The organism is Polyangium spumosum, from assembly GCF_009649845.1.
In the GTDB taxonomy this organism is placed as follows: domain Bacteria; phylum Myxococcota_A; class Polyangia; order Polyangiales; family Polyangiaceae; genus Polyangium; species Polyangium spumosum.
Genome location: NZ_WJIE01000027.1, coordinates 1 through 21,566 on the forward strand (window position 1 = coordinate 1; position 21,566 = coordinate 21,566).

At 64.7% G+C, this 21,566-nt stretch carries 24 protein-coding genes; 2 read left to right on the plus strand and 22 right to left on the minus strand.

Annotated features, from left to right (window positions below):
* The first annotated feature begins 295 nt into the window (after positions 1-295).
* Positions 296-895: a hypothetical protein gene (locus GF068_RS40785; RefSeq protein WP_153824970.1), complete on the plus strand. Its 600-nt coding sequence runs from the start codon at positions 296-298 to the stop codon at positions 893-895.
* A 469-nt stretch (positions 896-1,364) separates the two neighbouring features.
* On the plus strand, positions 1,365-2,036 hold the full coding sequence (locus tag GF068_RS40790; protein ID WP_153824971.1) for a hypothetical protein: 672 nt from the start codon (positions 1,365-1,367) through the stop codon (positions 2,034-2,036).
* A 48-nt stretch (positions 2,037-2,084) separates the two neighbouring features.
* Here GF068_RS40790 and GF068_RS40795 read toward each other — a convergent pair whose 3' ends face one another.
* The 22 genes from GF068_RS40795 to GF068_RS40900 form a co-directional block, all read right to left on the minus strand.
* Positions 2,085-2,471 carry a hypothetical protein gene (locus GF068_RS40795; protein ID WP_153824972.1) on the minus strand — a complete coding sequence of 129 codons (387 nt, stop codon included), beginning with the start codon at positions 2,469-2,471 and terminating at the stop codon, positions 2,085-2,087.
* 12 nt (positions 2,472-2,483) lie between these two features.
* Complete coding sequence (locus tag GF068_RS40800; protein WP_153824973.1) at positions 2,484-3,824, minus strand: hypothetical protein; 1,341 nt, start codon at positions 3,822-3,824, stop codon at positions 2,484-2,486.
* A gap of 3 nt (positions 3,825-3,827) precedes the next feature.
* Entirely contained in the window at positions 3,828-5,147 is a 1,320-nt protein-coding gene (locus GF068_RS40805) for a hypothetical protein (RefSeq protein WP_153824974.1), read from the minus strand.
* A gap of 6 nt (positions 5,148-5,153) precedes the next feature.
* On the minus strand, positions 5,154-5,876 hold the full coding sequence (locus GF068_RS40810; RefSeq protein WP_153824975.1) for a putative phage tail protein: 723 nt from the start codon (positions 5,874-5,876) through the stop codon (positions 5,154-5,156).
* Complete coding sequence (locus tag GF068_RS40815) at positions 5,876-6,364, minus strand: hypothetical protein (protein WP_153824976.1); 489 nt, start codon at positions 6,362-6,364, stop codon at positions 5,876-5,878. The genes GF068_RS40810 and GF068_RS40815 overlap by 1 nt, the downstream gene beginning before the upstream one ends.
* A gap of 11 nt (positions 6,365-6,375) precedes the next feature.
* Positions 6,376-7,872, minus strand: a complete 1,497-nt coding sequence (locus tag GF068_RS40820; RefSeq protein ID WP_153824977.1) for a baseplate J/gp47 family protein — start codon at positions 7,870-7,872, stop codon at positions 6,376-6,378.
* On the minus strand, positions 7,865-8,344 hold the full coding sequence (locus GF068_RS40825; RefSeq protein ID WP_153824978.1) for a hypothetical protein: 480 nt from the start codon (positions 8,342-8,344) through the stop codon (positions 7,865-7,867). Before GF068_RS40825 ends, GF068_RS40820 begins: the two co-directional genes overlap by 8 nt.
* A 345-nt stretch (positions 8,345-8,689) precedes the next feature.
* Positions 8,690-9,511 carry a hypothetical protein gene (locus GF068_RS40830; protein WP_153824979.1) on the minus strand — a complete coding sequence of 274 codons (822 nt, stop codon included), beginning with the start codon at positions 9,509-9,511 and terminating at the stop codon, positions 8,690-8,692.
* 1 nt (position 9,512) lies between these two features.
* Positions 9,513-10,865 (minus strand): phage baseplate assembly protein, encoded by a 1,353-nt coding sequence (locus GF068_RS40835; RefSeq protein ID WP_153824980.1) that lies wholly within the window; start codon positions 10,863-10,865, stop codon positions 9,513-9,515.
* Positions 10,866-10,868: 3 nt separating this feature from the next.
* Positions 10,869-11,843, minus strand: coding sequence for a DNA circularization N-terminal domain-containing protein (locus tag GF068_RS40840; RefSeq protein ID WP_153824981.1), 975 nt, complete (start codon positions 11,841-11,843; stop codon positions 10,869-10,871).
* 1 nt (position 11,844) lies between these two features.
* Complete coding sequence (locus GF068_RS40845; protein WP_153824982.1) at positions 11,845-13,962, minus strand: hypothetical protein; 2,118 nt, start codon at positions 13,960-13,962, stop codon at positions 11,845-11,847.
* A gap of 52 nt (positions 13,963-14,014) precedes the next feature.
* The gene (locus GF068_RS40850) at positions 14,015-14,632 is read right to left on the minus strand and encodes a hypothetical protein (protein ID WP_153824983.1); all 618 of its coding nucleotides are present in this window, start codon (positions 14,630-14,632) and stop codon (positions 14,015-14,017) included.
* A gap of 93 nt (positions 14,633-14,725) precedes the next feature.
* Positions 14,726-15,100, minus strand: coding sequence for a hypothetical protein (locus tag GF068_RS40855; RefSeq protein ID WP_153824984.1), 375 nt, complete (start codon positions 15,098-15,100; stop codon positions 14,726-14,728).
* 11 nt (positions 15,101-15,111) lie between these two features.
* The gene (locus GF068_RS40860; protein ID WP_153824985.1) at positions 15,112-16,635 is read right to left on the minus strand and encodes a hypothetical protein; all 1,524 of its coding nucleotides are present in this window, start codon (positions 16,633-16,635) and stop codon (positions 15,112-15,114) included.
* A 32-nt stretch (positions 16,636-16,667) separates the two neighbouring features.
* On the minus strand, positions 16,668-16,922 hold the full coding sequence (locus tag GF068_RS40865) for a hypothetical protein (protein ID WP_153824986.1): 255 nt from the start codon (positions 16,920-16,922) through the stop codon (positions 16,668-16,670).
* Positions 16,919-17,635 carry a hypothetical protein gene (locus tag GF068_RS40870; protein WP_153824987.1) on the minus strand — a complete coding sequence of 239 codons (717 nt, stop codon included), beginning with the start codon at positions 17,633-17,635 and terminating at the stop codon, positions 16,919-16,921. The genes GF068_RS40865 and GF068_RS40870 overlap by 4 nt, the downstream gene beginning before the upstream one ends.
* Before the next feature lie 40 nt (positions 17,636-17,675).
* Entirely contained in the window at positions 17,676-18,083 is a 408-nt protein-coding gene (locus GF068_RS40875; RefSeq protein WP_153824988.1) for an HK97 gp10 family phage protein, read from the minus strand.
* The gene (locus tag GF068_RS40880; protein ID WP_153824989.1) at positions 18,080-18,556 is read right to left on the minus strand and encodes a hypothetical protein; all 477 of its coding nucleotides are present in this window, start codon (positions 18,554-18,556) and stop codon (positions 18,080-18,082) included. The genes GF068_RS40875 and GF068_RS40880 overlap by 4 nt, the downstream gene beginning before the upstream one ends.
* 264 nt (positions 18,557-18,820) lie before the next feature.
* The gene (locus tag GF068_RS40885) at positions 18,821-19,285 is read right to left on the minus strand and encodes a hypothetical protein (protein WP_153824990.1); all 465 of its coding nucleotides are present in this window, start codon (positions 19,283-19,285) and stop codon (positions 18,821-18,823) included.
* Between the two features lie 66 nt (positions 19,286-19,351).
* Complete coding sequence (locus GF068_RS40890; protein ID WP_153824991.1) at positions 19,352-19,870, minus strand: hypothetical protein; 519 nt, start codon at positions 19,868-19,870, stop codon at positions 19,352-19,354.
* Positions 19,871-19,885: 15 nt separating this feature from the next.
* A complete protein-coding gene (locus GF068_RS40895) occupies positions 19,886-20,917 on the minus strand; it encodes a phage major capsid protein (protein WP_153824992.1) in 1,032 nt (343 codons plus the stop codon).
* Between the two features lie 43 nt (positions 20,918-20,960).
* On the minus strand, positions 20,961-21,524 hold the full coding sequence (locus GF068_RS40900) for a hypothetical protein (RefSeq protein WP_153824993.1): 564 nt from the start codon (positions 21,522-21,524) through the stop codon (positions 20,961-20,963).
* Between the last annotated feature and the right edge of the window lie 42 nt (positions 21,525-21,566).

The window sequence follows — 21,566 nt, forward strand, 5'->3', positions numbered from 1 at the left end:
ACTACCTCCGAAGAAAGATCGCCGAAGCAGAAGCCCGCGCCACGCCGCCGAGCTGACATCCCACCCCCACTGCACCAGAGCTCGCGCGAAAACGTCGCGTCGCTGCAGGACAGTGTGCGCGTAGATAGCGGCGCTTCCACGGGGTCGCGCGTTCGGTCTCCATCGAGGACCGTGGCGACGACACGCAACGCACCCTTGTGGAGCTGCACGAGCCCGTCTTCGTGGCGCTTGGATGACCGCACAACGCGAAAACCCGCCAATCTAGGGGTTTTCGTGTCCGGTGTAACCGGCCTCCATGCACAAGCTCATGACGCTCTCTCTCGCCGCCCTTCTTCTCTCCGCCTGCGCCCCCACGGTCGACCCCGTCCCCGGTTCCGGAGGGGCGGGCGGCTCGTGTTCCTCTTCGTCCTCTGCCGGCGGGTCCGGTGGTGAGGGCGGCTCGGAGCCGTGTCCCGAATGCACGTCGTGTAGCGACAACAAGCTCAACGGCGGGGAGACCGACATCGACTGCGGCGGCTCGTGGAACGGGATGCCGTGGGGCGATTGCCCCCGTTGCCAGCTTGGGCAGGGCTGCTACTTCCCGAGCGACTGCGCCTCGGGGTTTTGCCTGGCCGACCAGCCCGGCACGTACGGCGTCTGCGCCCCCTACCCCGAGTGCCTGACGTGCGAGCAAAGCCTGAGCTTGCACGAGAAGGAGGAGCACTGCTCCGAGGACGAGGCCACCGCGTACCAGGCGCTCATCGAGTGCGCCTGCGACGCGGATCCCTTCTACGAGATCCCCGAGTGCGGGGATAACTTCTGCGACGGGCTCCCGGCCTCCTCGGCGTGTTCCAACGCCCTGGCCGCTGAATTCAGCGGCGGATGCCACGTCGAATTCGCTGCGTGTATGCAGTGAAAGGCCAGCGGCCGAGGGAGGCGCCCCTGAGCAGGAAGCTCTCCCTCGGCCACGGCCACCGTCCTCCGGCTACGTCGCGATGCGTAGCCGGAGGACGCCAACCGGTGGCGGGCCAGGGGGCCAGATCCCCGGAAGCCCGAGCCCGACCAGCACGCCCAACAGGAACAAGGTAACACAGATCATGTTTTCTCCTCGATGAGGCCGCGAGCACATGCCGTGGCCTCATCGAGGAACGTAGGAGCAGCCAGTCCAGGCGAGAAAAGAGAAGAATGCCCGATCTTTTTCGCTCACGTCCTGGACGTATGCTGACCGTCCACGTCGTACAGTTGGCGCGCATCGTCCCATATAGGGCCAAAGTGTGCGCAGGAGGCAGAGCCACCATGAACGACCCCAAGGACCCGAAGCCCACCCCGACCCCCGCTCCCGTCCCGCAGCCGGACGAGCTGCCGAACACACCGCCGGACGAGGGATGATCCCCGTCCTCCAGGCGGCGGCCTACCTCGGGGCCGCCACCCTCTCCCTCGTAGCCCTCGCACGGAAGCACCGACGGCTCGCCGCCTACGTCGGCCTGAGCCTCGCGATGGACCTCGCCCGTCTCGGGCTCCAGCAGATCCCCAAGGGACCGAAGCCCTACGTCGGCGTGGACAAGCTCTTGTTCTTGACGGACGGCGCCATGTTCCTCGCCCCGCCCATCCTCATGGGATGGGCGCTCGGCACGCTCCTCTGGCCCGTGGTCGGCCTCTGGGTGGTCGCCGTGGCGAAGGTGGCCGTGAGCTACCCGGAGCTGCGGGGCCCGGCCCTGACGAGGTTCTACCTCGCCGCCCTGGTGACAGGGCACGTGGCGCTGCTGATAGGTGCTGTCTGGAAGGTTGTCCGAGAAGGCCGGACGATGAGGCGGGAGGAAGGGCTCTTGCTCGTGCTACTCGCCGTGGGGCTGAGCGGAGCCGGGGTGGCCCTCTGGCACCCCTGGAGGCACGTGAACGCCGTCAACCTGACGGTGTATGCGCTCCTCTGTCTGGCGTGCTTCTTCTGCAAGAAGCGCAAGGAGAGCGAGCATCGAGGTCTCGACGTCTCGGGAGAGACGACGGAGACGGAGCACGTGACGGATCCCGCCGAGACCCAGGTAGGCGACGAACGCTAGGCTAGCCGCCCCGACCGCCGACAGGATCGAGCACACGTACTCCACGGCTCATTGGACTTTGCGCGAGGTCGGGGCGTGCTCGGACAGGTCCGGAGACGAGCGTCCGGCCATGCGGTCGATCTTTGCATCGATCTTGTCGATGCGAAGGTCGTGGATCTCCTCGCGGAGTGTTCCGACCTCCTTGCTCACGTGGGTCGTGATGCGGTTCTCTGCGCTGGACAGGCCCTCGCGAAAATCGCGGAGGGCCTCGGGGATCGTCTTCTCCACGGCGTTGACGAGCGCGGTCGAGCGAGCCTTGTACGACTCCACGAGTCCAGGCCCCCACTTGTGCAGCGCCCAGGCGATCCCGAGCAGGATGAGGATCGGGATCGTGACACCCAGGCCGATCAGGATCGGGATCAGCGTGTCCCCATGCTTCACGAGCAGCTCGATCATGGACCTTTCCCTTCAATCGACCCCGATTTGCGACCCCGCGAGCCGCGTGTACGTCACGCGCCCCCAGAGGTAGATCGTACCCGCAAGAGCGTCCGTCCCATACTCGGGCGTCAGCTCGATGTAGTACCGAGACGCGCTGGTATCGACGGCCTCGTTGATGCTCGATACCGTGATGACGTGCGGCGAGTCGTAACTCCCGCCGCCAGGGTCCGTGGCGGTGGCAATGAGCGTTCCCGCAGCCGAAAACTCGCTCCATCGATAGACGTTCACGACCGGATAGTTCGCGGGCGGAGACCCCCCGTGCGCCGGTGGGTCGATCTTCACTTCTACGGTGTCGAGGCGGCACCCGTTGGGGAGGGTGAGAGGGATGATGAGCTTCGCCGACGCCGTGGCCGCCAGGTTGATCCACGTCGAATTGGTCTGCCCCTCCCACGCCGTCACGGGGCAGTATGGCGTGTTCGAGAGGTACCTCGTCACAGAGACGTCGGCGGACAATCGATACGACGGCGCCGTCACGTAGCCGTGGACCCGCAGCTCGGCAGGATCGTCGTACAGCTCGGCGACCGTCACCCCGAGCGCGCTCAAAATCATCGGCGGAGTGCTCGCTTCGATGAAGTTGGCCCCGAGGCTCTCGAAGACAGCTCCCCCCGAGCTGTCACGCATGACGATCGTGCTCGGGGTCAGGACGGATGTCGCGGCATCGAGCTTCGTCTTATCGGCAGCCGATAGAAATCCTGCCGTCGCACCCGTGGCCGTTTCGTGAAGCGCTCCTCCCGAGAGATTCCCGTGGTTCGCGTCGGCGATCGTCCCGACCTGGATCGAGTCCGGGTTGACGACGATCGACCCGTCTGCCGCGACGACGTTGTAGCCGCCCCCGGAAAATACGAGCCCCGCCCCAGCGCTCGCAGGGTCGACGACGCCGCCCGAGGTTCGGATGACCTCGTTGATCTTGGAGACCCAGCCGTAATCGGCATCCCCCTCGGTCGTCTCGTCGAACGCGAGGACGCGCTGCCCCGTCGCCCCCGTCAGCACGTAAATCCCGAACGTCGTCGCCCATTCCTCGACGTACCGGCCATTCACGTCCCGCTGGTTGTTGACAATCGAGCGGAAGATGAGCGCGCACCCATCGGAGTCCGCCGGAGCGACGAACGTCGCGGTCTTCGTGACGTGATCGATCAAAAGGCTCGCGTTGATGGTCGCTGCGTCGTGCAGATCATCCGTGTTGGCGCAGGAGATCGACCACGTGGTGACGCCCGCGAGGTCGGCGAGCTGAATCGTGACCGTGGCGCCAGCAGACACGTCGACCCCGTCGACCGTGCTGTTGCCGTCGACCGTGCAGATAGGGGATGCCATAGCTCAACCCTCGTCGTATTCGCTGACCGTGCAGATTGTGGTCACGCGGAGAAGCGAGACCGTCCCATCAACGGTTCCAGTGGTGTATCGCAACCGGGCCCGATAGGTCTGGTTGACGCGGTCCACCACGACGTCAGGGGACAAATCGATATCGCCGGTTGTCGTTGTCGAGACGCTGGCGAGGGTAGATCCAGACGCTAGGACCGACAGCGTCACCCCTGGAGATCCAGTACCGGCCCACGAAAACCGAACCGTTTTCAGCGTGCTACCGTGGGGCGGCGATAGCGTGATCGCAATCTCTTGGGGGAGCGAGCCGTCGAAGGCCGTCAAAATGGTGAACCCGTTGAGTGTGTCCACCGTAGGGCTTTGGTTACCCCCGCCTCCAAACACCAGCCGCGACGGGACCGCGTTGGTAGCGTCGTAGACGCGGGTCACGTCGCGGGACGTCAGCCGGAGGCGGTTCGAGGAGCCGGCGATCGTCGTCGTCCCCGCCAGGTTCGTCGTGGTCGCGACGCCATGGGAGATCGTACCGCCATTGACCGTGAGGCCGGCCGCGAACGTGGGCGTGTTGTTGAATGCCCACGTGGCGCCAGCAATGACGGTCGTTGACGACCCATTGTTGTAGAGCGGTGTCGACCCGGAGGCAAAGAGCATTTGGCCGCCGATCGACGCCGTAGACCCGGAGTTGAGGGTCAGGCTCGACCCGCTCTGGTACGTGCAGACAGCGCCGCTCTGGTAGGTCTGGTTCGAGAGGTTCGCGTGGACGAGCGATGCGCCTGCTTCGACCAACGCGCCCGCCCCCGGACGCAGGTCGAGGACCCCAGACTCGACGACGAGTCCCGAGTTGCACGTGACCGAGTCGTTGTGCGTGACAGGGTCATTCGTCGTCAGCGTGCTGTTCGTCGTGACGGCACCGTTCGCGGTAACCGTATTGCTCGTCGTGAGCGCCCCCGTGACCGTGGTCGCGCCGTTCAGGGCCGTGATGCCGTTGACCGTCAGCGCCCCGAGCGTCGTTGCCCCAGCGACCGAGAGTGTCCCACCGAAGCTCACGGGGCTCGTGGCGTCCGTGGTGAGGCTCGCGCCCGACAGGAGGTTGATCGAGTTGCCGGCGCCCGAGATGTTCAGCGACCCACCGGAGATCGTCAAAAACCCGCCGGTGGCAATGGTGATTCCACCGCCGCCCTGGAACGTGATCAACCCCTCGACCGTGTCGCCCGTCTTGTCGACCGCGTTGGCGTGATCGATATCGAGCTGGTTCTGCTGAGCGCTGGTGAGCTTTTCGTTGACGGCCCAGCCGCCTGGCTTGATTCTCGTGAAGCTCATGATTCCTCAGTCGAAGCGTTGCCCGTCGAGATTGTTGTCCTCGTCGAGGTAGAACCCGGCGCCATTCACTCCGTCGCGAATCCAATCGAATGCGACCCACGCGCCGAAGAGGTTGTCGGCGTCCTCGTAGATTCGGCCCGCAAGCGCGTAAAACTCCTCCTCGCTCATCGAATCGGGCTTCGCGAGGAGGATGGCTACGTATGCGACCGTCGAGTAGTACGGGGATAGTTGGGGATCGATCGTGTTGCCGTCCAGGAACGTCGGTCCCCCGGGGACAGAGCCGCCCCCGGGGACATACGTCGTGGCGTCCATTGGGTCCGTGAAAACGAGCCCCTGGTAGATCGACCCCAGGATGGTCGTGAGGTAATCGTTGACGACCTGGAATGTGGTGCCCTTGCCGATGAGGGAGAGCTTCGCGGCGACCCTTCGACGACGATCCTCCAGGTCATCGAACCGGCTCGGCGTGATGCCGAGGATTGCCTCCCACCTCGGCAAAAAGTCGGTCGCCTTCTCGGGAAGCCATTGGTTCGCGAGCTTTTGCGTCGCGCCGTATAGCTCCCACAGGACGCGGGCCGTCGCGTGGTTCTCGACCCACTTGACCGTCCCCTTGATGACGGCGAGGCTCGTCCCCTCGGCTTCCGCGATGGCGTTCTGAATGGCTTCGAGGTCGGTCTGACTGGCCGCGCCGAATTTGAAGGGCGCGGGGTTGAAGCCGCCGAGACCGGCCATCAGTAGACCCTCGTGAGGATGTTCGAGCCCGCGAAATCAGATGCGGCCCCCGCGGCGTCGAAGAGGTACGCGTCGACGATGTTCGGCGCGACCTTCACCACCTGGGCGGTCCCAAAGGTCGACGAGAGCATGCAGCCTTCCCCGTAGCGGAAGTTCCAGAATTGCGTTTCGCCAAGGAAATCCGTGACGCTCGCCGTGAACGTCAGTCTCCAATGACCCGTCGCCTGCTTCGTGATGGTCGGGTAGTAGGTCGGGTAGTAGCTCGACGAGCTGCCGACCACGGAATCGAATGTCACGACCGTGCCGTCGCTCCCGTCGTTCGTCCAAATCACGAACGCGCGCGGGCAGAGACGAGTCATGGCCGCGACGTCGGCCCGGACCTGATTGCTGGCGAGCGCGGGGAGGTCCGTCGTCGGGTCGACGACCTCCGTGTAGTCCGACAGAATACCGCCGAAGGTCGACAGGTCATCGATTGCAGGAAGGGTCATTTATACCTGCCTCACTGCGGGTAAAACGCCAAGAGCCCCGGGACGGCGATGTACGGGGCGAGCGGGTAGCCGCTCACCACGGGCACGACATCGGGCGTCACATTGAAGTCTGCGTCGAATACCTCTTCGCCCGACTCGTAGAGCGCGCGGAGGAAGTACGAGCCGACCTGCGACGGCCAGGAAAATTCCTTCTGCGGCTTGCGATAGGCGCGCGGTAGAAGGCCGGGAATCGTGGTCTTCTCGGCCGGGCCCATCGTCGCGAACGCGTTCAACACAGCGGCGACGTACGCGTCCATGCGCTCGGCGTCCGGAAATACCCAATCCGCCGTTTGCAGGGGGTCGTTCGTTGTGTTGCTGCGGAAGAAGCCCGTGTCGATGACAATGCGGTACGGCGGGCCGCCGCCGAAGACCTGCGTGATCTTGGCCCTGTAGAGCTTGTAGTTCGTCGGGCTGACGTAACACACGCGCTGCCCCACGACGGGTGCCGCGTCGGCATTCACGAAGAAGTCGACGGCGGAGTTCACCGTGGTGACCGGCGCGTAGCCGAGAGACGCATTGGTCGGCCACGGCGTACCGTCGAGCCACCCCCCACCCGGGCCGGGGGGCGATGCTCGCTTCGAGGTCGGCAATGATAGGCCGAACGTCGTCGCAACCGTGAAACTGTCCGCACTGGTGACAACGATGTCGGCGAACTCGGGAAACGCGCCGAGTACGGCGGGCTTCACGACCGTCTCGACGATATCGCTCGGCACGGTCCGGCTCTTGTTCGTCGTCGTCGGCGCTCCCACGACGACAACGTGCAGTGTCGACGGGCCGTAAACGGCCGGGTAGGCAAACGATTTCTGAACGAACGTCGACGAATTCTCGGCGGTCAGGTTGACCTGCGACCAATTGCCGCCGCCGGGAGGGTTTCGGTAGTAGTCGAGGAGGCGAGCCCGGAGGCCCTCGATGGTCTCCTGGTCGACTCCGCCGAGAAGCCCCCCAGACGCCACGAGAGCCGTTGCAGCGACGAAGGGAGGGGCAGAGGACCATCGGAGGGTCGTCCCCTCGGGCAGGTTCGTTCGGCTGCCCGTGTCGACGGCCCGGATGGACACGAGGTCCCCCGAGCCGTACGCGCCGCCGACGAGGACCTCGTACGAGAGGCCCGCGGGGTCGAGGAGCTGCGACCCCGCGGGGATGGCGACAGGGACCGACACGCTCGTCTGGAGGATGATGAAGCCTTGCGAGGGACCCGCGGGCCGCAAATCGAGCCCCACGATCTTCGCGAGGCGGATGAGATCGTCGTCGAGCGCGCTGTCCGGGAGCTGGGCATTCGCTTTGACGCTGACGAGGTTGTAGATCTCCTCGCCGAATGCCCCGAGCGCGTCTCCCCTGATGTAGTCGAGCGTCCCCTCGGATACGTTGGGGTTCGCGATCCCGAGGTTGATGAGCCCGTTCTTGACCGTCCGCGTGTAGTCCCCGCGGATTTGCTCGCGGGTCTTGGTCGTGAACTCTTTGGGGTCAGCCATTCGGCGTGAACCTCGTGGTGTTCGTCTCGCCGTTCGTCAGGTTCTTCCACACGACGAGAATCGAGATGGCGGTGACCTTCACGCGCTCGACGTCGACTCGCTCGATGGCGATGAGGCGACGGAGGACGAGGTCGTTCAGGGCCTCGTTCACGGCGTCGCGGACCTTCTGCGCCGTCGTCTCGGAGATGACCTTGAACTTGAATGCAAAGCCCAGGTTCTTGACGACCGAGCTACCCCGCAGCGTTCGGAGCGCGAGATAGACTTGCTGCGCCACCGACTCCATTCCCTTGTGCATCCCCGTCTGGGGGTCACGCAAGAGGTCGCCGGTGATGGTGTCGATGGCCGCCGCGTTCTGCTGGACTCGCTGGTCGTTCAGGTAAAGCTTCCCGGCGCTCGAATTCAGACCGTACGCCTCCCCGACCCCCGCCCCCGTGCTTCCAGCAGAGCAGGCGCCGAGTCCGAGGTAGGGCATTGCGTTAGAGTCCAGGGCAGGTAGGGGTCGGTAGCTCGATGGTCGGGAGCGACGGAAGCCCCGGGACGGGAATCGTCACCGGAGGAACCGCGAAGCTCAGGGCCGGCAGACCCGGGAGCCCCAAAGAGGCCGTGGGAATCGCAAGGTCGACGCCGTCCAAGCTGGGCACACCGGGAATCGGGATGCTCACCGGCGCTACCGAGAGCGACGGTGCCGGCAAGCCCGGGATTCCTATAGGTGATGTGGGCACGGCCAGCGTGATTTGCGGTGGAATCGACGGGAGCCCGGGGACGGGGACGGTCACCGGCGGTAGGGAGTACGCCGGGAAGGAGCACGCACCCATGGTCAGGTTGCGGCGAAGACGCTCGTGGACGGGACCTGAGCCACGTTGCCCGAGAGGCTGGCGACGGCCGTGAGGGCTGCCGTGAGGGCCGCCAGCGTGGGACCGGGGATGGTCACGACGCCCGTGCCGAGAGCCCCGGCGAGGGCCGCAAACGCCGCCTGGTAGGCGGTCAGGAGGGCGACGAGCTGCGTAGCGAGAGCGACGGGGTTCGTAGCGTTCGCCCCGAGAGAGACGTTCGCCCCGTTCAGGGCGAGGGATTGGCCGATGATCGTCGTGTTGCCAGATCCGCCGATCTGGACGTCGGAGTTCGAGACGAGCTTGATGCCATCGGCGTCGATGCTCACCGCTCCGTGCTGCCCGGCCGCGATCACGATCTTCCCCTCGCTCGATATCTGGATCAGCACGGGGTCACCGCTCGACGTGTTCCCCTGCTGGACGAGGATCGTCGTCGTGGCCGTCTCGCCGTCATCCTTGAGGAGGATTCGGCTCGTCCCCTGCCCTTGCGGCCCAGCGGCGTAGACGCACGTCTCCCCGGGCCCGAGGGTGCCGTAGATGTTCGTACAACGAAGGTCCCGGCTCGCGTAGCAGACGTCGCGGTCCGCCTCTTCCAGGGAGAGCACCTGACACGCGGGTTTCCCAGGCTCGGCCGAGCTTGGGACCGATGCGAAGCCAACATGCTGCCACCATTCGGCGTTGTCGCACGTCACCTCGCCGTTGACCGAGTCGCCGAGCTGCACGGAGATGGCACCGTTCGTGGGATTGCGAGCGGCTCCGAGGACGTCTCCCCCGACGTCCCCGTAGCTCGCGAGGCTCTTTGCAGGCATGTCACACCCCGAGCTGTAGCGTGTGCGGTTTGATGAGCTTGAGCTGCGTCAGCGTCCCCTCGCTGCGCGACTTGATGAACGTCCGCTCGACACACCAGAGAGGCTCGTGGATCCCCAGGTAGTCGTCATCGACGTCCACGAGGGTATTCACAGCCCAGGGATATCCGGCGTACGTGTGTCCCATGACCGTATACGTCGCGACGAGGTATTCCTTCTGCTTCATCGCGAGCTGGCGACGCGCAAAGGCAGCGAGCTGGTCGATGGTCTTGGACTCGTCGTCCTTGATGAACATCGGTTTTTGCGTGAACACCGAAACGATGCGGTCCTCCTTCGGCACAAGCTCTTGCCGGATCGGCAACACCGTCACGCCGGGGTATCTCGCGATGATGTTCGCAGCAGATTTCACCGGCTGCCCCGCCGTGTTCACGGCGACGAGTTCGTTCACCGCGATGCACTTGAGCTTCGTCTTCGCGAGGTCGGCTCCGCTCGAATGCCCCACCGCGACGATGCACGAGGGTTGAATCTCGACGTTAATGTTCGACTCGCCATCGAGGACGTTGTTCGCCGCCCCGTCGAACTGCCGGATGACCTTGTGGATCGCGGGCGTCGTGAAATCCGGGGCGTCGACGATGACGCCGCTCCCGTCGGCCGCCGCCCACATGCGAAGCCCGAGGCGGGAGAGGAGGCGGTCGATGAGCTGATAGGCTCCCTCGCCGATCCTGGGCTTGAGCTGGTCGAGCGGGAGATTCTTGAGGTCCGGCCGGTTCCGCGAGATCACCTGCGTCACGGTCGCGGTCTTGAATTGGACCTCCGCGCTCTTCCCGTCCGAGGAGACGACGCGGCTCGTCGCCTCCTTGACGGTGAACGTCTGCGTCTGCGCCTTCCCCCGCCCCTTGGGGTATCCGGTGACGATGTTGTAGTTCTTGTCGTCGCCTACGTAGATCGTGTCGATGCCGAACTGCCCGAGGATGGCGTAGAGGAAATCGGCGACGGTCTGATTGGACGTGATCTTGATCTTGGGGTCGATGCTCGCCGAGACGACGGGCCCGAGGATGTCGCGCCCGCTGATCTGGTACGTCGTGCCGCTCGCACGGCTGTGAGACTTGCGGACGCGCTCGATGTACCCCGTCGACTGGAGGCGGTCGTTGATGGCGATCTCGATCTTGGCCCCGGCCACAAAGATCTGGTTGTAGAGCGTGGGGTCGTTGGTCGAGAGCGTGAAATCGAACGCGGCCGTCGGGGAGATGAAATCCTCCCGGATCGTGCATTTGTCCCACGTCTTGACCTCGAACGAGAGACCTTCGACCCGGAGGACAGCGGTGTCCAGTTCGGATTGACCGTCACGCAGAGCCAAGGGTCACGACCTCGGGTAATACTTGACGAGGGTGTAGGCGGGAATCACGGGACGGGCGCGAGGGAGCGTGGGGTTCAGCTCCAGCAGCTCCGCCACCGTGGTCTTGAGCTGAATGGAGAGCCCCACGAGCATCGTCGGCCGCTCGGTAATGAACGTGGAGACGTCCTTGTTCGAGGACGTGAGGATCTTCGAGCGGATCTCCCGTAGAGCCACGGCGAGGTTCTGGCAGTTCTGCCAGATGCGGGCGGCCCCAGCCCCGAGCGGCCCGAGGTTCGTCGTCGTCCCCGTCGTCGCGTCCGTCACGACGACGCTCGCCGCTCTGTCGATGCTGTTCGCGAGCCGTTGGAGCTTCCCGATCCCGCTGTCGATCTTCGCGATGGCCCGCTGCCCTTGGAGGGTCGTGGAGTCGACGACGGCCGTGAGGCTGTCGACGAGTTCGGAGAAGCTCTGCTCCCCGTCCTGGGGCGCAAAGACAGACGGTGGAGGATTCAGCGTCCCGAGCTGCGCGTCGAGATCAGCGGCCGTGGACTTCGCGAACGACCTCTCCGACGGCGTGAACGCTGGCGTCTCCGCGTCGTCGTTCGTCTCGATGAACGATAGGTCGACGAAAACGCCGCCCCGGTTGTCGGGGTTGAGCGAGACGTCCCACGAGGCGGGCTTGCAGCGGACGGGCCCGTAGAGCGGGTGGTTCAACGTCCCCGTTGTCCGGTCCATCCATGCATCGCGGACCCTCAAGAACGTCGCGGGGAACAGGTCGTCCCACGTCTCGTTTTTACCTCTCGCAATCGTGGAGGCGACGAAAACGCCCGTGACCTTGTACACGAACGGAGCGCGCCCAGTACCTTCGACGAACGCCCCGTCTCGGTCCGCTCGCTTGTGGAGCGGAGCATCCTGCGTGCCGCTCTCGGAGATGTTCGCGATGGGGAACGGGATGTCCCTCCAGGAAGCCTCTTGGAGGGTCGAGAGGATATCGCTCATGTCACCTCTCCGTCAGCGGCTTGGTACGAGCTGCGTCGCCAGCGCTGTCACTCAGCTTTTCGAGGTTCTTCGCGGCACGCTCGATTGACTGCGTGAACTCGTCCCAGTTGACCTTCTTGGCGCCTGCTGCGACGTTCTCCTCCTGCTTGGTGATGGTGTCGTCGCGGAAGCGCTCCAGGGTGTCCCTGGTGCCCGCGCCCATCCCCTCCCACTTGGAGAAATCGAACCCCGTGTTCTGCTTCGAGATGTAGTCGATGATCGCCGTGGCCTGCTCGTCGGCCGTCCCGCTCTGGTTGACCTTCGCCGCACCGGCGATGGGGCTCTGGACGAACTGCTTGAGCCCGGCCTTGTCCGCTGCGAGCGCCTTGATTGCCTCCTCGCGGCTGACAGCGGCCTCCGGCTCTTCGGCCTTGCTCAGCGCAGCCTCTTGCTGAACGAGCTTCGCAGCGAGCTTCTCCCGCTTCGCGAGAAGGCCCGGGAGAGCATGCATCTTCGCCCCAGAGTCCGAGCCTCCCTTGATGCCCTCGATTTGCTTGTCGAGATCGTCGAGCTGGCGCCCCGTGGACTCGGCCTCTTCGAGGGCCTTTGCCTTGGCGATCTCCTTCTGGAGCTTGCGCTTCGTCCGCGTGTCCGTCTCGGGGATGAGCTTCTCGATGAGGCTCGCGAGGGCCAGGAGGGCGCTCGCCACCGTGGTCGCCGCGGAGGCAATCTGGGGAGCCTTGTTCGCGAACGATTGAATGACCGGCGCGAGCTGGGGAATGAGCTTCGTCAGCCGGTCCTTGATTTGGTTCATCGCGCTTTCGAGCCTCTCACCGCTCGTCCGCATGACCTTGTTCGCGGCTTCCCGGACGGTCCCCTCGTCCATCGCCGCCTTGCGCATGCCCTCGAACGTGCGCGTGGCTTCCTCTGCCGCCTTGTTGAGGCTCGCCGTGTCGGTCTTCCCGCCCCCGGCTTTGATAGCGTCCTGGAACGACCCCATGAACTGCTTCACGAACGCGGCGCTCGTATCCGAGAGCCCCATGGCCGTGAGGTTCGCCATGTTGCCCTTCGACTTCACGAGTGCCGTCCGGATGGCGCTCCCGAGGTCGGCGATTTGGCCTTCCTTGTTCAGGACGCCCTTACCGAGCTTCTTCCCTGCCTCGACGAGGAAGCTGTTCAGGTTCGTCATCGAGACGTCGGCCTTGCCCGTGACACCGCCCGATTGCAGGGCCGCACCAATCGACGCCATGCGGACGTCGGCGTTCCCAGCGAGGCCCGCGAAGTTCTTGACCAGCTCGCCGCCGAGACCGGCGATTTCCTTGATCGTGAACTTGCCGCCCTGGATCTGACCTTGCGCGAGCTGCGTGAAGAGCATCTTTTGCAGGTCTTTCCCGCTCATGCTCTGGTCCGTGTTGTAGATGGCGCTCGTCAGATCGGCCAGCTCGGTAAGGCTCGCCCCGTACGCCTTCGAGAGCATGGCGAGGTCTTCCATCGCATCGAATGCGAGGCTCGCGTTGCCGGTCTTGTCCGAGAGGCTTGCCGCCGCCTGGGCGGCCTCCATGGCGTCGATGTTCCACCGGGCTTGCACGGCCCGGGACTTGTCCATGACCTCTTGCGACTTGATTGCGCCGGCCGAGGAGTTCTCCATTTGAACGGCGAACTTCTCCAGGGCGAACGCCGGCTTGATGACGTCGTTCACCAAGAAGCCGCCGAACTGCTCCAATCCGGCCGTGGCGAGGCTGATGCCCTTGCTCAGCATCGCGAACGCCCCGCCGATGAGCCCGACCTTGGTCACGAGGCTCCCGAGCCCACCCGTCAGGCGGTCGGCGAATGCTCCCGCACCCTCATTACCGAAGAGAGCGCTCGAATCCCTGCCCGATGCCCTCTTGACCCGTGTCCCGACGCTGGGCGCCCCCGTCCCGGGGATGCTGCCCCCGAGGGCGTCGGACATCGCCTTCGCGATCTTCGCTTTGGCCTCGGCTTCGGCCTTGTAGATGTCGACACGCTTCTTCGAGGCGGCCCTCGCCGTCTTGATGGACTGCGTCTCGATTTGGACGAGGAGGTCCCGCACGCTCACGAGCGCAGCCTTGACCTCACCGATGCCATCGGCGGTCAGCGCAATGCGGACTTCGGACGCCATTTGTCCTTCCTCGTCTCAGGCTCGATGCCCTCGTCGCGGGCTTCCTTGGCCTTCAGGATTCGCTCTCGGACTCGTCGGGCTGCCCAGAAGGCGAGTCGCTGCCCGTCGGTGAGGGGACCAGCCTTCGGGCCATAGAAGTCACGAGCTGAGTCACACCCTCCCAGCTCATAAATGCTAAAGGGAACGCCGACTCCGCGGATGCCAGCCGCTCGATCCACGCCTCCACTTCGGCATCACTCATCGTCGTGACGATCGGCCCGAGATCCGTCCTCACGACGTTGTATTCCTTCATGAGGACGCCGATCTCGTCGGGCGTGAGGTACTTGCCGATCTCCTCTTTGCTGCGGAAGAATGACTTCGACACGTCTGCCGGATCTCGGCAGACACGCCAGAGGATCTCGATCGAGGCGCGCAGCTCGAAGATCCGGTTGTAGCCCTCCGCCATCTCGTCCGACTTGGGCACCTCCTTCAGGTGCTCCTTGAGCATCTTCCGGACGTACTTCTCGGATTCGAGGTTCGCGAGGAAGCTCTCCTCCTGCGTCATCACCCACATGGCCACCTGAATCGTCTCCCCGTCGATGAGGCGGGGGAAATCGACGAGCCGGTGGGGTCGTGGCGATTGCGTGATCTCGGCCCAGAGCTGTGCTGTCGAGATGCCTGTGGGAGGCATGCCCATTGAAGTCTCACCCCTTCTACGCAAAAGGGCCGGATAGGTAGACCCTTGCCCACCTATCCGGCCCTCGGTTGGCCCTCACGGGCCGAGTTACTGCCAGGAACCAGGACCGCCGCGGAAATTGAACTCCAGCTTGGCCTCGGAATCGACCGCGTGGCTGAAGTTGTCGTCGATGATCGACCCCTTCACCGTGAGGGTTCGACCCGCGGCGAAGACCGTGACCTCGACGATCTCCACGAGGTTCAGATACGGCCCGGGGTCGAGTTCGAAGTCGGCGCTCGGGACGGCGTTCGACACCGTGATTTCGGTCATCGGACTGCCGGGGCTCTCGCCCGCGTATCCCTTGGCGACCGTCTTCACGGGCTGCGAGCCGGACGTACGCTTGATGGTGACGCTCGCCTCTTCGGAGAGGAGCAGCGAGTTCACGTAGACGACGGCCTTGGAGTATTGCTGAAGGTTCGCCATGGTCTACCTCCTCACGCCACCTGGTTGATTTCGTTGGCGATCTGATCGAGGACATCGATCGGTTGCAGCGGGATCGAGACGTTCACTCGGTTCGAGTTCACGCCGCTTCGCTGCACTTGCGTGCCCTTCTTGATGTCGGCCGCGTTTTGCAGCATCGCGTCCTCCGCGTAATCGTCGGTCAGCCGATCGACGAGGGCCTTGACGACCCTCGGCGTGACGACCTTGTTCGTCGACCCTCCGCTCACGATGGGCTCGTTCTTCTTGGGATCGTCCGCCAGGAGCGACCCTCGGAGCTGTGCCGCCTGCTTCGCCTGGAGGTCGTCGGCGTAGCGGTCGCACACCGTGACCTTGTGGGCATCACGGATGCGGTAGTCGACGACCGAGCCATTCTTGTACCGCGTCGTGATTCGCTTCACGAGGTAGGTACGCCCGCTCGTACGGACACCGATGGGCGTCACGCCCGCATTGAGGGCGGCCTTGATCTGCGAGCGGGTCGGAGCCGTGCCCGAGAGCGGAGCCTTGATGCGCCACTGGTCGTTTTGACCATCCCCATAGAAGTTGAAGTTGAGCTTCGGCGGGAACGGCGACTCCTCCAAGGCGTAGACGGCCGCGTTGTGGGCGGCCATTTCGCAGGGCGGCATGTCGCTGTTCTGGAGCCACACCATTTCGGCCCGGGCCCCGTTCAGCGCGTCCACGATGGTGATGGTGTTCGCCAGCGTGTCGACGCTGGCCGCGACCATCCGCTGACGGATGTTGTTGAGCGGGAGCGCTTGGGTGTTGATCTGGCCGAAGAGCGCGACGAGCTGCGTCTGGTCCTGCGCGGCCGGGGCGATGTAGTAGAACCGCCGAGCGACGATGGTCGTCAGGACCGCCGAGATGTCGTCCGAGACCGTGCCGCCCGTGACGAGGGTCGAGGTCGTCGGCGTGACGCCGACACCCGAGCCCGAGAACGGGATGATCTTCGCAAAGTACCGGACGAAGTTCGCGCGGAGCCCCTTCTGCTTCGTCGTGATGGTGATGACGCCCGACGCGTTCGAGGCCGTGACCGGCCAGTGGTCCTTCGCGTTGATTTGCGTCACGGCCGCAGCCGCGACGGTCGTCGCGGAATCACCCGTGACGAACCCGACGTCACAGAACTCATCGGCGATGAAGATGCGGAGCGTCCCCGCCGACGTCGCCGGACCCGTGATCGTGATCGTCCCCGTCGCCGCCGTGGCGGAATCCCCCTCGGCGACCGCGATGGCGTAGAGCGGCGTCGTCTGGTTGATTTGCAGGAATCGCCGGACCTGGCGATGAAGCTCCGAGCCGGCGCCGAACAGGGTGATGGCGTCCTGCTCGGAGGTCATCGAGACGGCGGTGTCGGGGCCGTAGAGCGTGTTGGTCGAGCCCGCGCCCGAGGAGAGAAGGTTGCCGATGAGCAGGGCGTAGTATTGGCCGTTGCCGATCCCCAGCTCTCCGACTGCGAAGTTGATTTGAGCGTATTCGCCCGGAACGGGATCGTCGGCGGCGAGCCCCGTGAGCACGATTTCAGCCATGTGTTACTCCGAAGGAAGGTAAGCGAAGCGAATCAGGAAGCCTTGAAGGAGATGCCCGCGTGCTTGGCGGTCTCTTCGTCGGCAGCCTCCAGGCTGCCCGCTCGAAGCTCTTGCAGGTATTCGAGACGGTACGGGACCTCGACGGTTTGCTCCGTCGGGACCCACCCGCCGTTCGGCCCCGCCTTCGGGTCGTGCCGGCGGCCCACATAGCGGAGCACGCCTTGCTCGAACGCCCCGAAATCGGGGACGAGGATTGCACCGACGGTCTTCACCTTGAGTGTCTTCATGGCGTAAAATCCTGCGAAACCTCGACAACCGTCACTTCGTCGTCGGGCGTGCCTTGGGAGACGCTGAGCGTCGTGTCGATACCCCCGAGCGGGAGCAATCCGGGGTTGAGCTGTTCCCGCTCCTCGACCTGGAAACTCATCTCCAAGGTCGGAAACACGAGGTCGGTGCGCGGGTTGACGAGGTGGCCGAACTGGTAGGAGTCAGGCGCAATCGAGGCGATGCCGCCGTCCCCAAAGACGAGCGCGCCGTTCTGGTAGCTCGGGTCGTACCCCTGCTGGGTCCGGTCATTGATGACCCTCAAGACCGACCAAAGGAGCGGCGACATGCTCAACATCTGGGCCGCCGTGAGGGTCGGGAGCGCGAAGATGAGCCGCCACTCCGTCTTCAGGCGATACCAGGCGACCGTCTTGTCCCTGATGTCCCCGCGGACCCTGTAGAGCGCCAGGAGGGGGAACCGATACTGGGCCTCTTGCAGGTAGAGCGCGGGGTCGTAGGTGACCGCCTCTGCGACGAGCTTCCCTGCAAGGCCCGAGAGCCCGATTTGCGCCACGAGCGCGTCCCAGTACGCCCCCAGGTGGAGGTTCAGGACCGCCTTGAAGTAGTCGAGGGCCGTGGCGAGCGCGGGGTCGAGGACGGTCTTGGCCGGCAGGACGGGCGACGCGGGGACCGGGTACGATACCGCGCCAACCTTGAATTCACCGTAGTCGGCCATCTATATGGAATCGTGTGCCCGCAGCGTGGAATACAGTGGATTAGCGGACGAGCCTGTTCAGGGCTCGAACCACGACGCTCGTGGCCTTCTCCATGAACTCCCCAGCAGGTGCCATGAACGGTCGTGCTGCCGCGGGACCGACACGCTTGCGGAAGATGGTCTCGCCGTTGACGACGAATCGCAGGGCTTTGCCCTTGGCCACGACGGGGCCACGGCCGTGCTCGACCCAGTGGGCGTACTCTGCGCCGGCCACGAGGGAGACTTTCGGCCCTGCTCGCTCAACGTCGATGCTCTTCTGGAGGGCGCCGCTCTTCTTCGGGACGAGCCTTTTGGCCTCCATCGCGCCAAGCTTGGCGAGGTCCTCCAGGCCGTCGGCCACCGCATCGTCGAGCCCGCCGATGATGCGATCGAGGTCGGCGATGGCGTCCTTGGCGTCCACCTGAATCATGGGTCGCGCGTGGAGGTCTTCCGGACCGTGAAGTAGAGGGACCAGTTACGGTCGACCTCTTGGGAGATCTTCTTGAACCACGCGCCGGCTTCGATTCCTGGGCCGGTGAGCTTGTAGTAGACCGAGCGCGGATTCGGCGCCTCGGGAGGATTGAAGTCCTCGACCATGAGGCCACCCGTCACGAAGGGCGGGAACGCGCCCGTGAACTCGGGCGTGAAGGGACCGACGCGGTAGTCGATGTCCTCCCACGTGCCGCCGGAGGCAACGACGTCCTCCTGCTTGACCCGCCGGACCTTCACGCGCCGGCCCTGAATCTCCAGGGGATAATCGGTCACCGTTTTGGTCCCGTCGCCGACCGTGTCCCCCGACCAGTCGACGACGCGCATCACGACGTCGTAGCGGCGAAATCCGAGGTCGGCGAGGAGCACCCGCGCCCCCTCGAAGATGGGCTTGCAATCGTCGACGAGCGTCACTTCACGGCCTCATCGCCTCTGTGAGGACTCGCCGAAACTCCTCCACCTCGTCCGTCGAAGTCCCATTCGCGAGGGCCACGACAACACGAGCGAAAGTGACCCCCGTGGTCACAGATACGACGTGTTGCCCCATGGTGTGAGAGAGGCAAGCCGCCCACAGCTTGGTCGCAGCGCGAGGGCACCACTCGGCCAGGCTCCCCACGGGTTCGTCGGGTACCAGCTCGATCGACAGTTCGCCTACGTAGATTTGCACCACCGCACACCTCACATGTTCATGAGGAAGCCGAAGCCGCTCGACATCCCGTTCGTCTGCGACCATTGGTCGCCCACATACCCGCCCTTGCCGAACACGTTGGAGGCGATGGGCACGCCCATGAAGCTCGACAGCGCGGAGACGAGCATCCTGCCGTAGTCGGTCACGCTGTTGAGCTGCGAGTTCGAGAAGGTACCCTCTCCGCTCGAATCGCCGAACTCGATGCGGTCGTCCGCGCTCTCCACGGCCTTGAGGCCGGCATTCTGGAGAGCCTTGTCGATTTGGGCCGGGTCGCCAGCGTTCGCGCCCATCACGTTCGCGAGGAGCGTCAGGAGCAGCTCGACCTTGGCTTGGCTCTCGGGACGTGACCCGACGACCTCGATGGCGTTTTCGAGCCTCGGGTTCGCGTACCGATAGACGTCTGGATACCCCAAATAGAACCGAATGTCGGTCTTCTGAGCCTCGGAAAAGGACATGGAACCTCAAGAAGGGGGAAGAGGGAGCCGCCGGGGGAGGAGCGGCTCCCTCTTCCCGAGGGAGAATCAGGGCGAGACGAGTTCGATGGCTTCGGAAGTGAACGCCGCCGCGAAGTGAGCGTTCAGCTTGGCCTTCACGTCGTTCGCCAGGGCGATGACGGACGCGAGGTCCGTGGCATCGGCCGTCGACACGGCGTTCGTCGAGTCCGCCACGGGGTGACACGACGTGACCACCCTGTGGAGGTTGTACTCCGCCTTCAGCTCGTTGACGGCCGTGATGCACGACGCGAGGTCCGTCGGCGTGGGGGCCGTCAGGACGTTCGTGGCGTCGGCCGCCATGTGCGCCCCGACTCCGGACGTCGAGGAGCAGGCGGAGGCGATGTGCGCCGTGTAGGCCGCCTGGAGGGCCGTGATGAGAGCAATCGACGTCGCCAGGTCGGATGCGTTCGCCGTCGAGACGGCCGTGGACGCCGAAGCGTGGAAGACGAGCCCGGCCCGAAGGCGCATCATGTCGAGGCGCAGCTTGTTGAGCTGCGCGACCGACGCGTCCGCCTTGAGCCCCGTCAGTTTTCGTACGGTGGCCATGGTTCTTCCTCGCTATCAGGCGATGTCGACGTTCTTGCGGACGCCACAGGCGTTCGGACGACGCACGGCGAGCTGCGTGTACGTCTTCATCTGCGCCTTGTCGGAGTCGCCGGTCTTGGCCAGCATTTCCATGCGCAGACCGAGCGGGATGTCCTCGAATCCGTCGCTCATCCCCATGTCCATGACCTCGTCGTTCATGCCGAGAACCGGCGAGGCGAGGGGCAGGTATTCGATCTCGACGAACTCGGAGTTGACGTAGAAGATGGTCGACTCCGTCGCGTCCTTGTCCTCGATGAAGACGCAGCCATCGAACTTGATGGCGCCGACGCCGCCTTCGAGCTGGACTTGCCCCTTCGCAGTGACGACGCGGTCGGTGCTGTAGAGATAGAACTTCTGCGGATCGAAGAGCGACCCGAGCTTGTTCAGCACGAAGGGCGAGCAGAACGCGACGTCGGGACGCGAGCCGCTGTTCGTGTAGATCGTCGCGAGATCCGTACGAATCTGGTCGAACGTGAGCGCCGTGGCGGAGCCGGGGTCGACCACGTAGGGCTGCCAGTATTCGTTGCCGGAGACCGTGCGATCGATGGTCGCGTACGTGTTGTTCGTGAGGCCGATGGCCTGACCGAGCCCGACGAACTTGTTCGCCGCGTTGCCCGAGTAAAGCTCCTGGTTCATGAGGTCGGCGAGGGCCATCACGCCGCTGAGCATGTTCCTGCGCCACAGGTCGATGTTGCCCGCGGGCGTACGGCTCGTCCGGGAGGCCGCCTGGGCCAGGCCCGAGACGTGGAAGTTCGAGCGGTACTGACCCCACGTGAGGATGGCCTGGTCCTGCCCGTCGGAGCCGAAGTTCGTGGCGTCCGCGCCCTCCGCGAAGGACTCGGCCAGAGCGCCGGACTTCTCGGCCGCCCACGCCACGTTCTTCCCCTCGCCCGGGACGGCGCGAAGGGTCGAGAGCAGGACAGACCGGCGGTTGATCTGTCGAACGATGTCGCCCTTGAAGTTCTGCGCGAGAATCAACAGGGCAAGGGTCTGCGTCACGTCTGCCATTGCGACGTCCTTTCAATCGAAAGCTAAGAAAGCGTTGGGAGGCTCAGAGACGGATGCCGAGCTTCGTCAGCATCATTTCCGTCTTGGCCAGCGGGTCGATTTCGCCGGATTCGCTCGACGTGCGAGCCGGGGCCTTCACCCCGTAGTTCGGCTTCTTGGCCGCATGGGAGCGGGGGTTCGGAGGCGGGGCGAACATCGACCCCTCTCGCGACTTGAGCCACTCGGACAGCCCCTCATCGAGGTCCATCTCCCCGTCCTCGTGGACGAACGCGACGGAGCCGTCCCGCTTCAGCGAGATGCGACCGTCGTGCTTCAGGATCTTGAGGGCGGTATCGAGAGCCTCGGGTCGGACCTTGTCGGCGAGCTTGGCCTTGAGTTCGGCGTACGCTTCCTTCTCCCGAGCCTTCTCACGTTCCGTCTTGAGCTGGGCCTTGAGGGCAGCCATCTCTTTGCGGACGTCGTCGTCGGGCTTGGGGTCGGATTCGTCGGCCTTCGTCTTGGGCGCGCTCTGCTGGAGTCCTGCGAGCTTCTCGGCGAGGGACGTCTCGATGGTCTCGGAGAGCTTGCCGAGGTGCCTCTTGAGATGGGCACTGACGGCGCTGTTCACGAGGTTCGCGAGCTTCTTGTCGTCCGCCGAGGGCTCATTGCC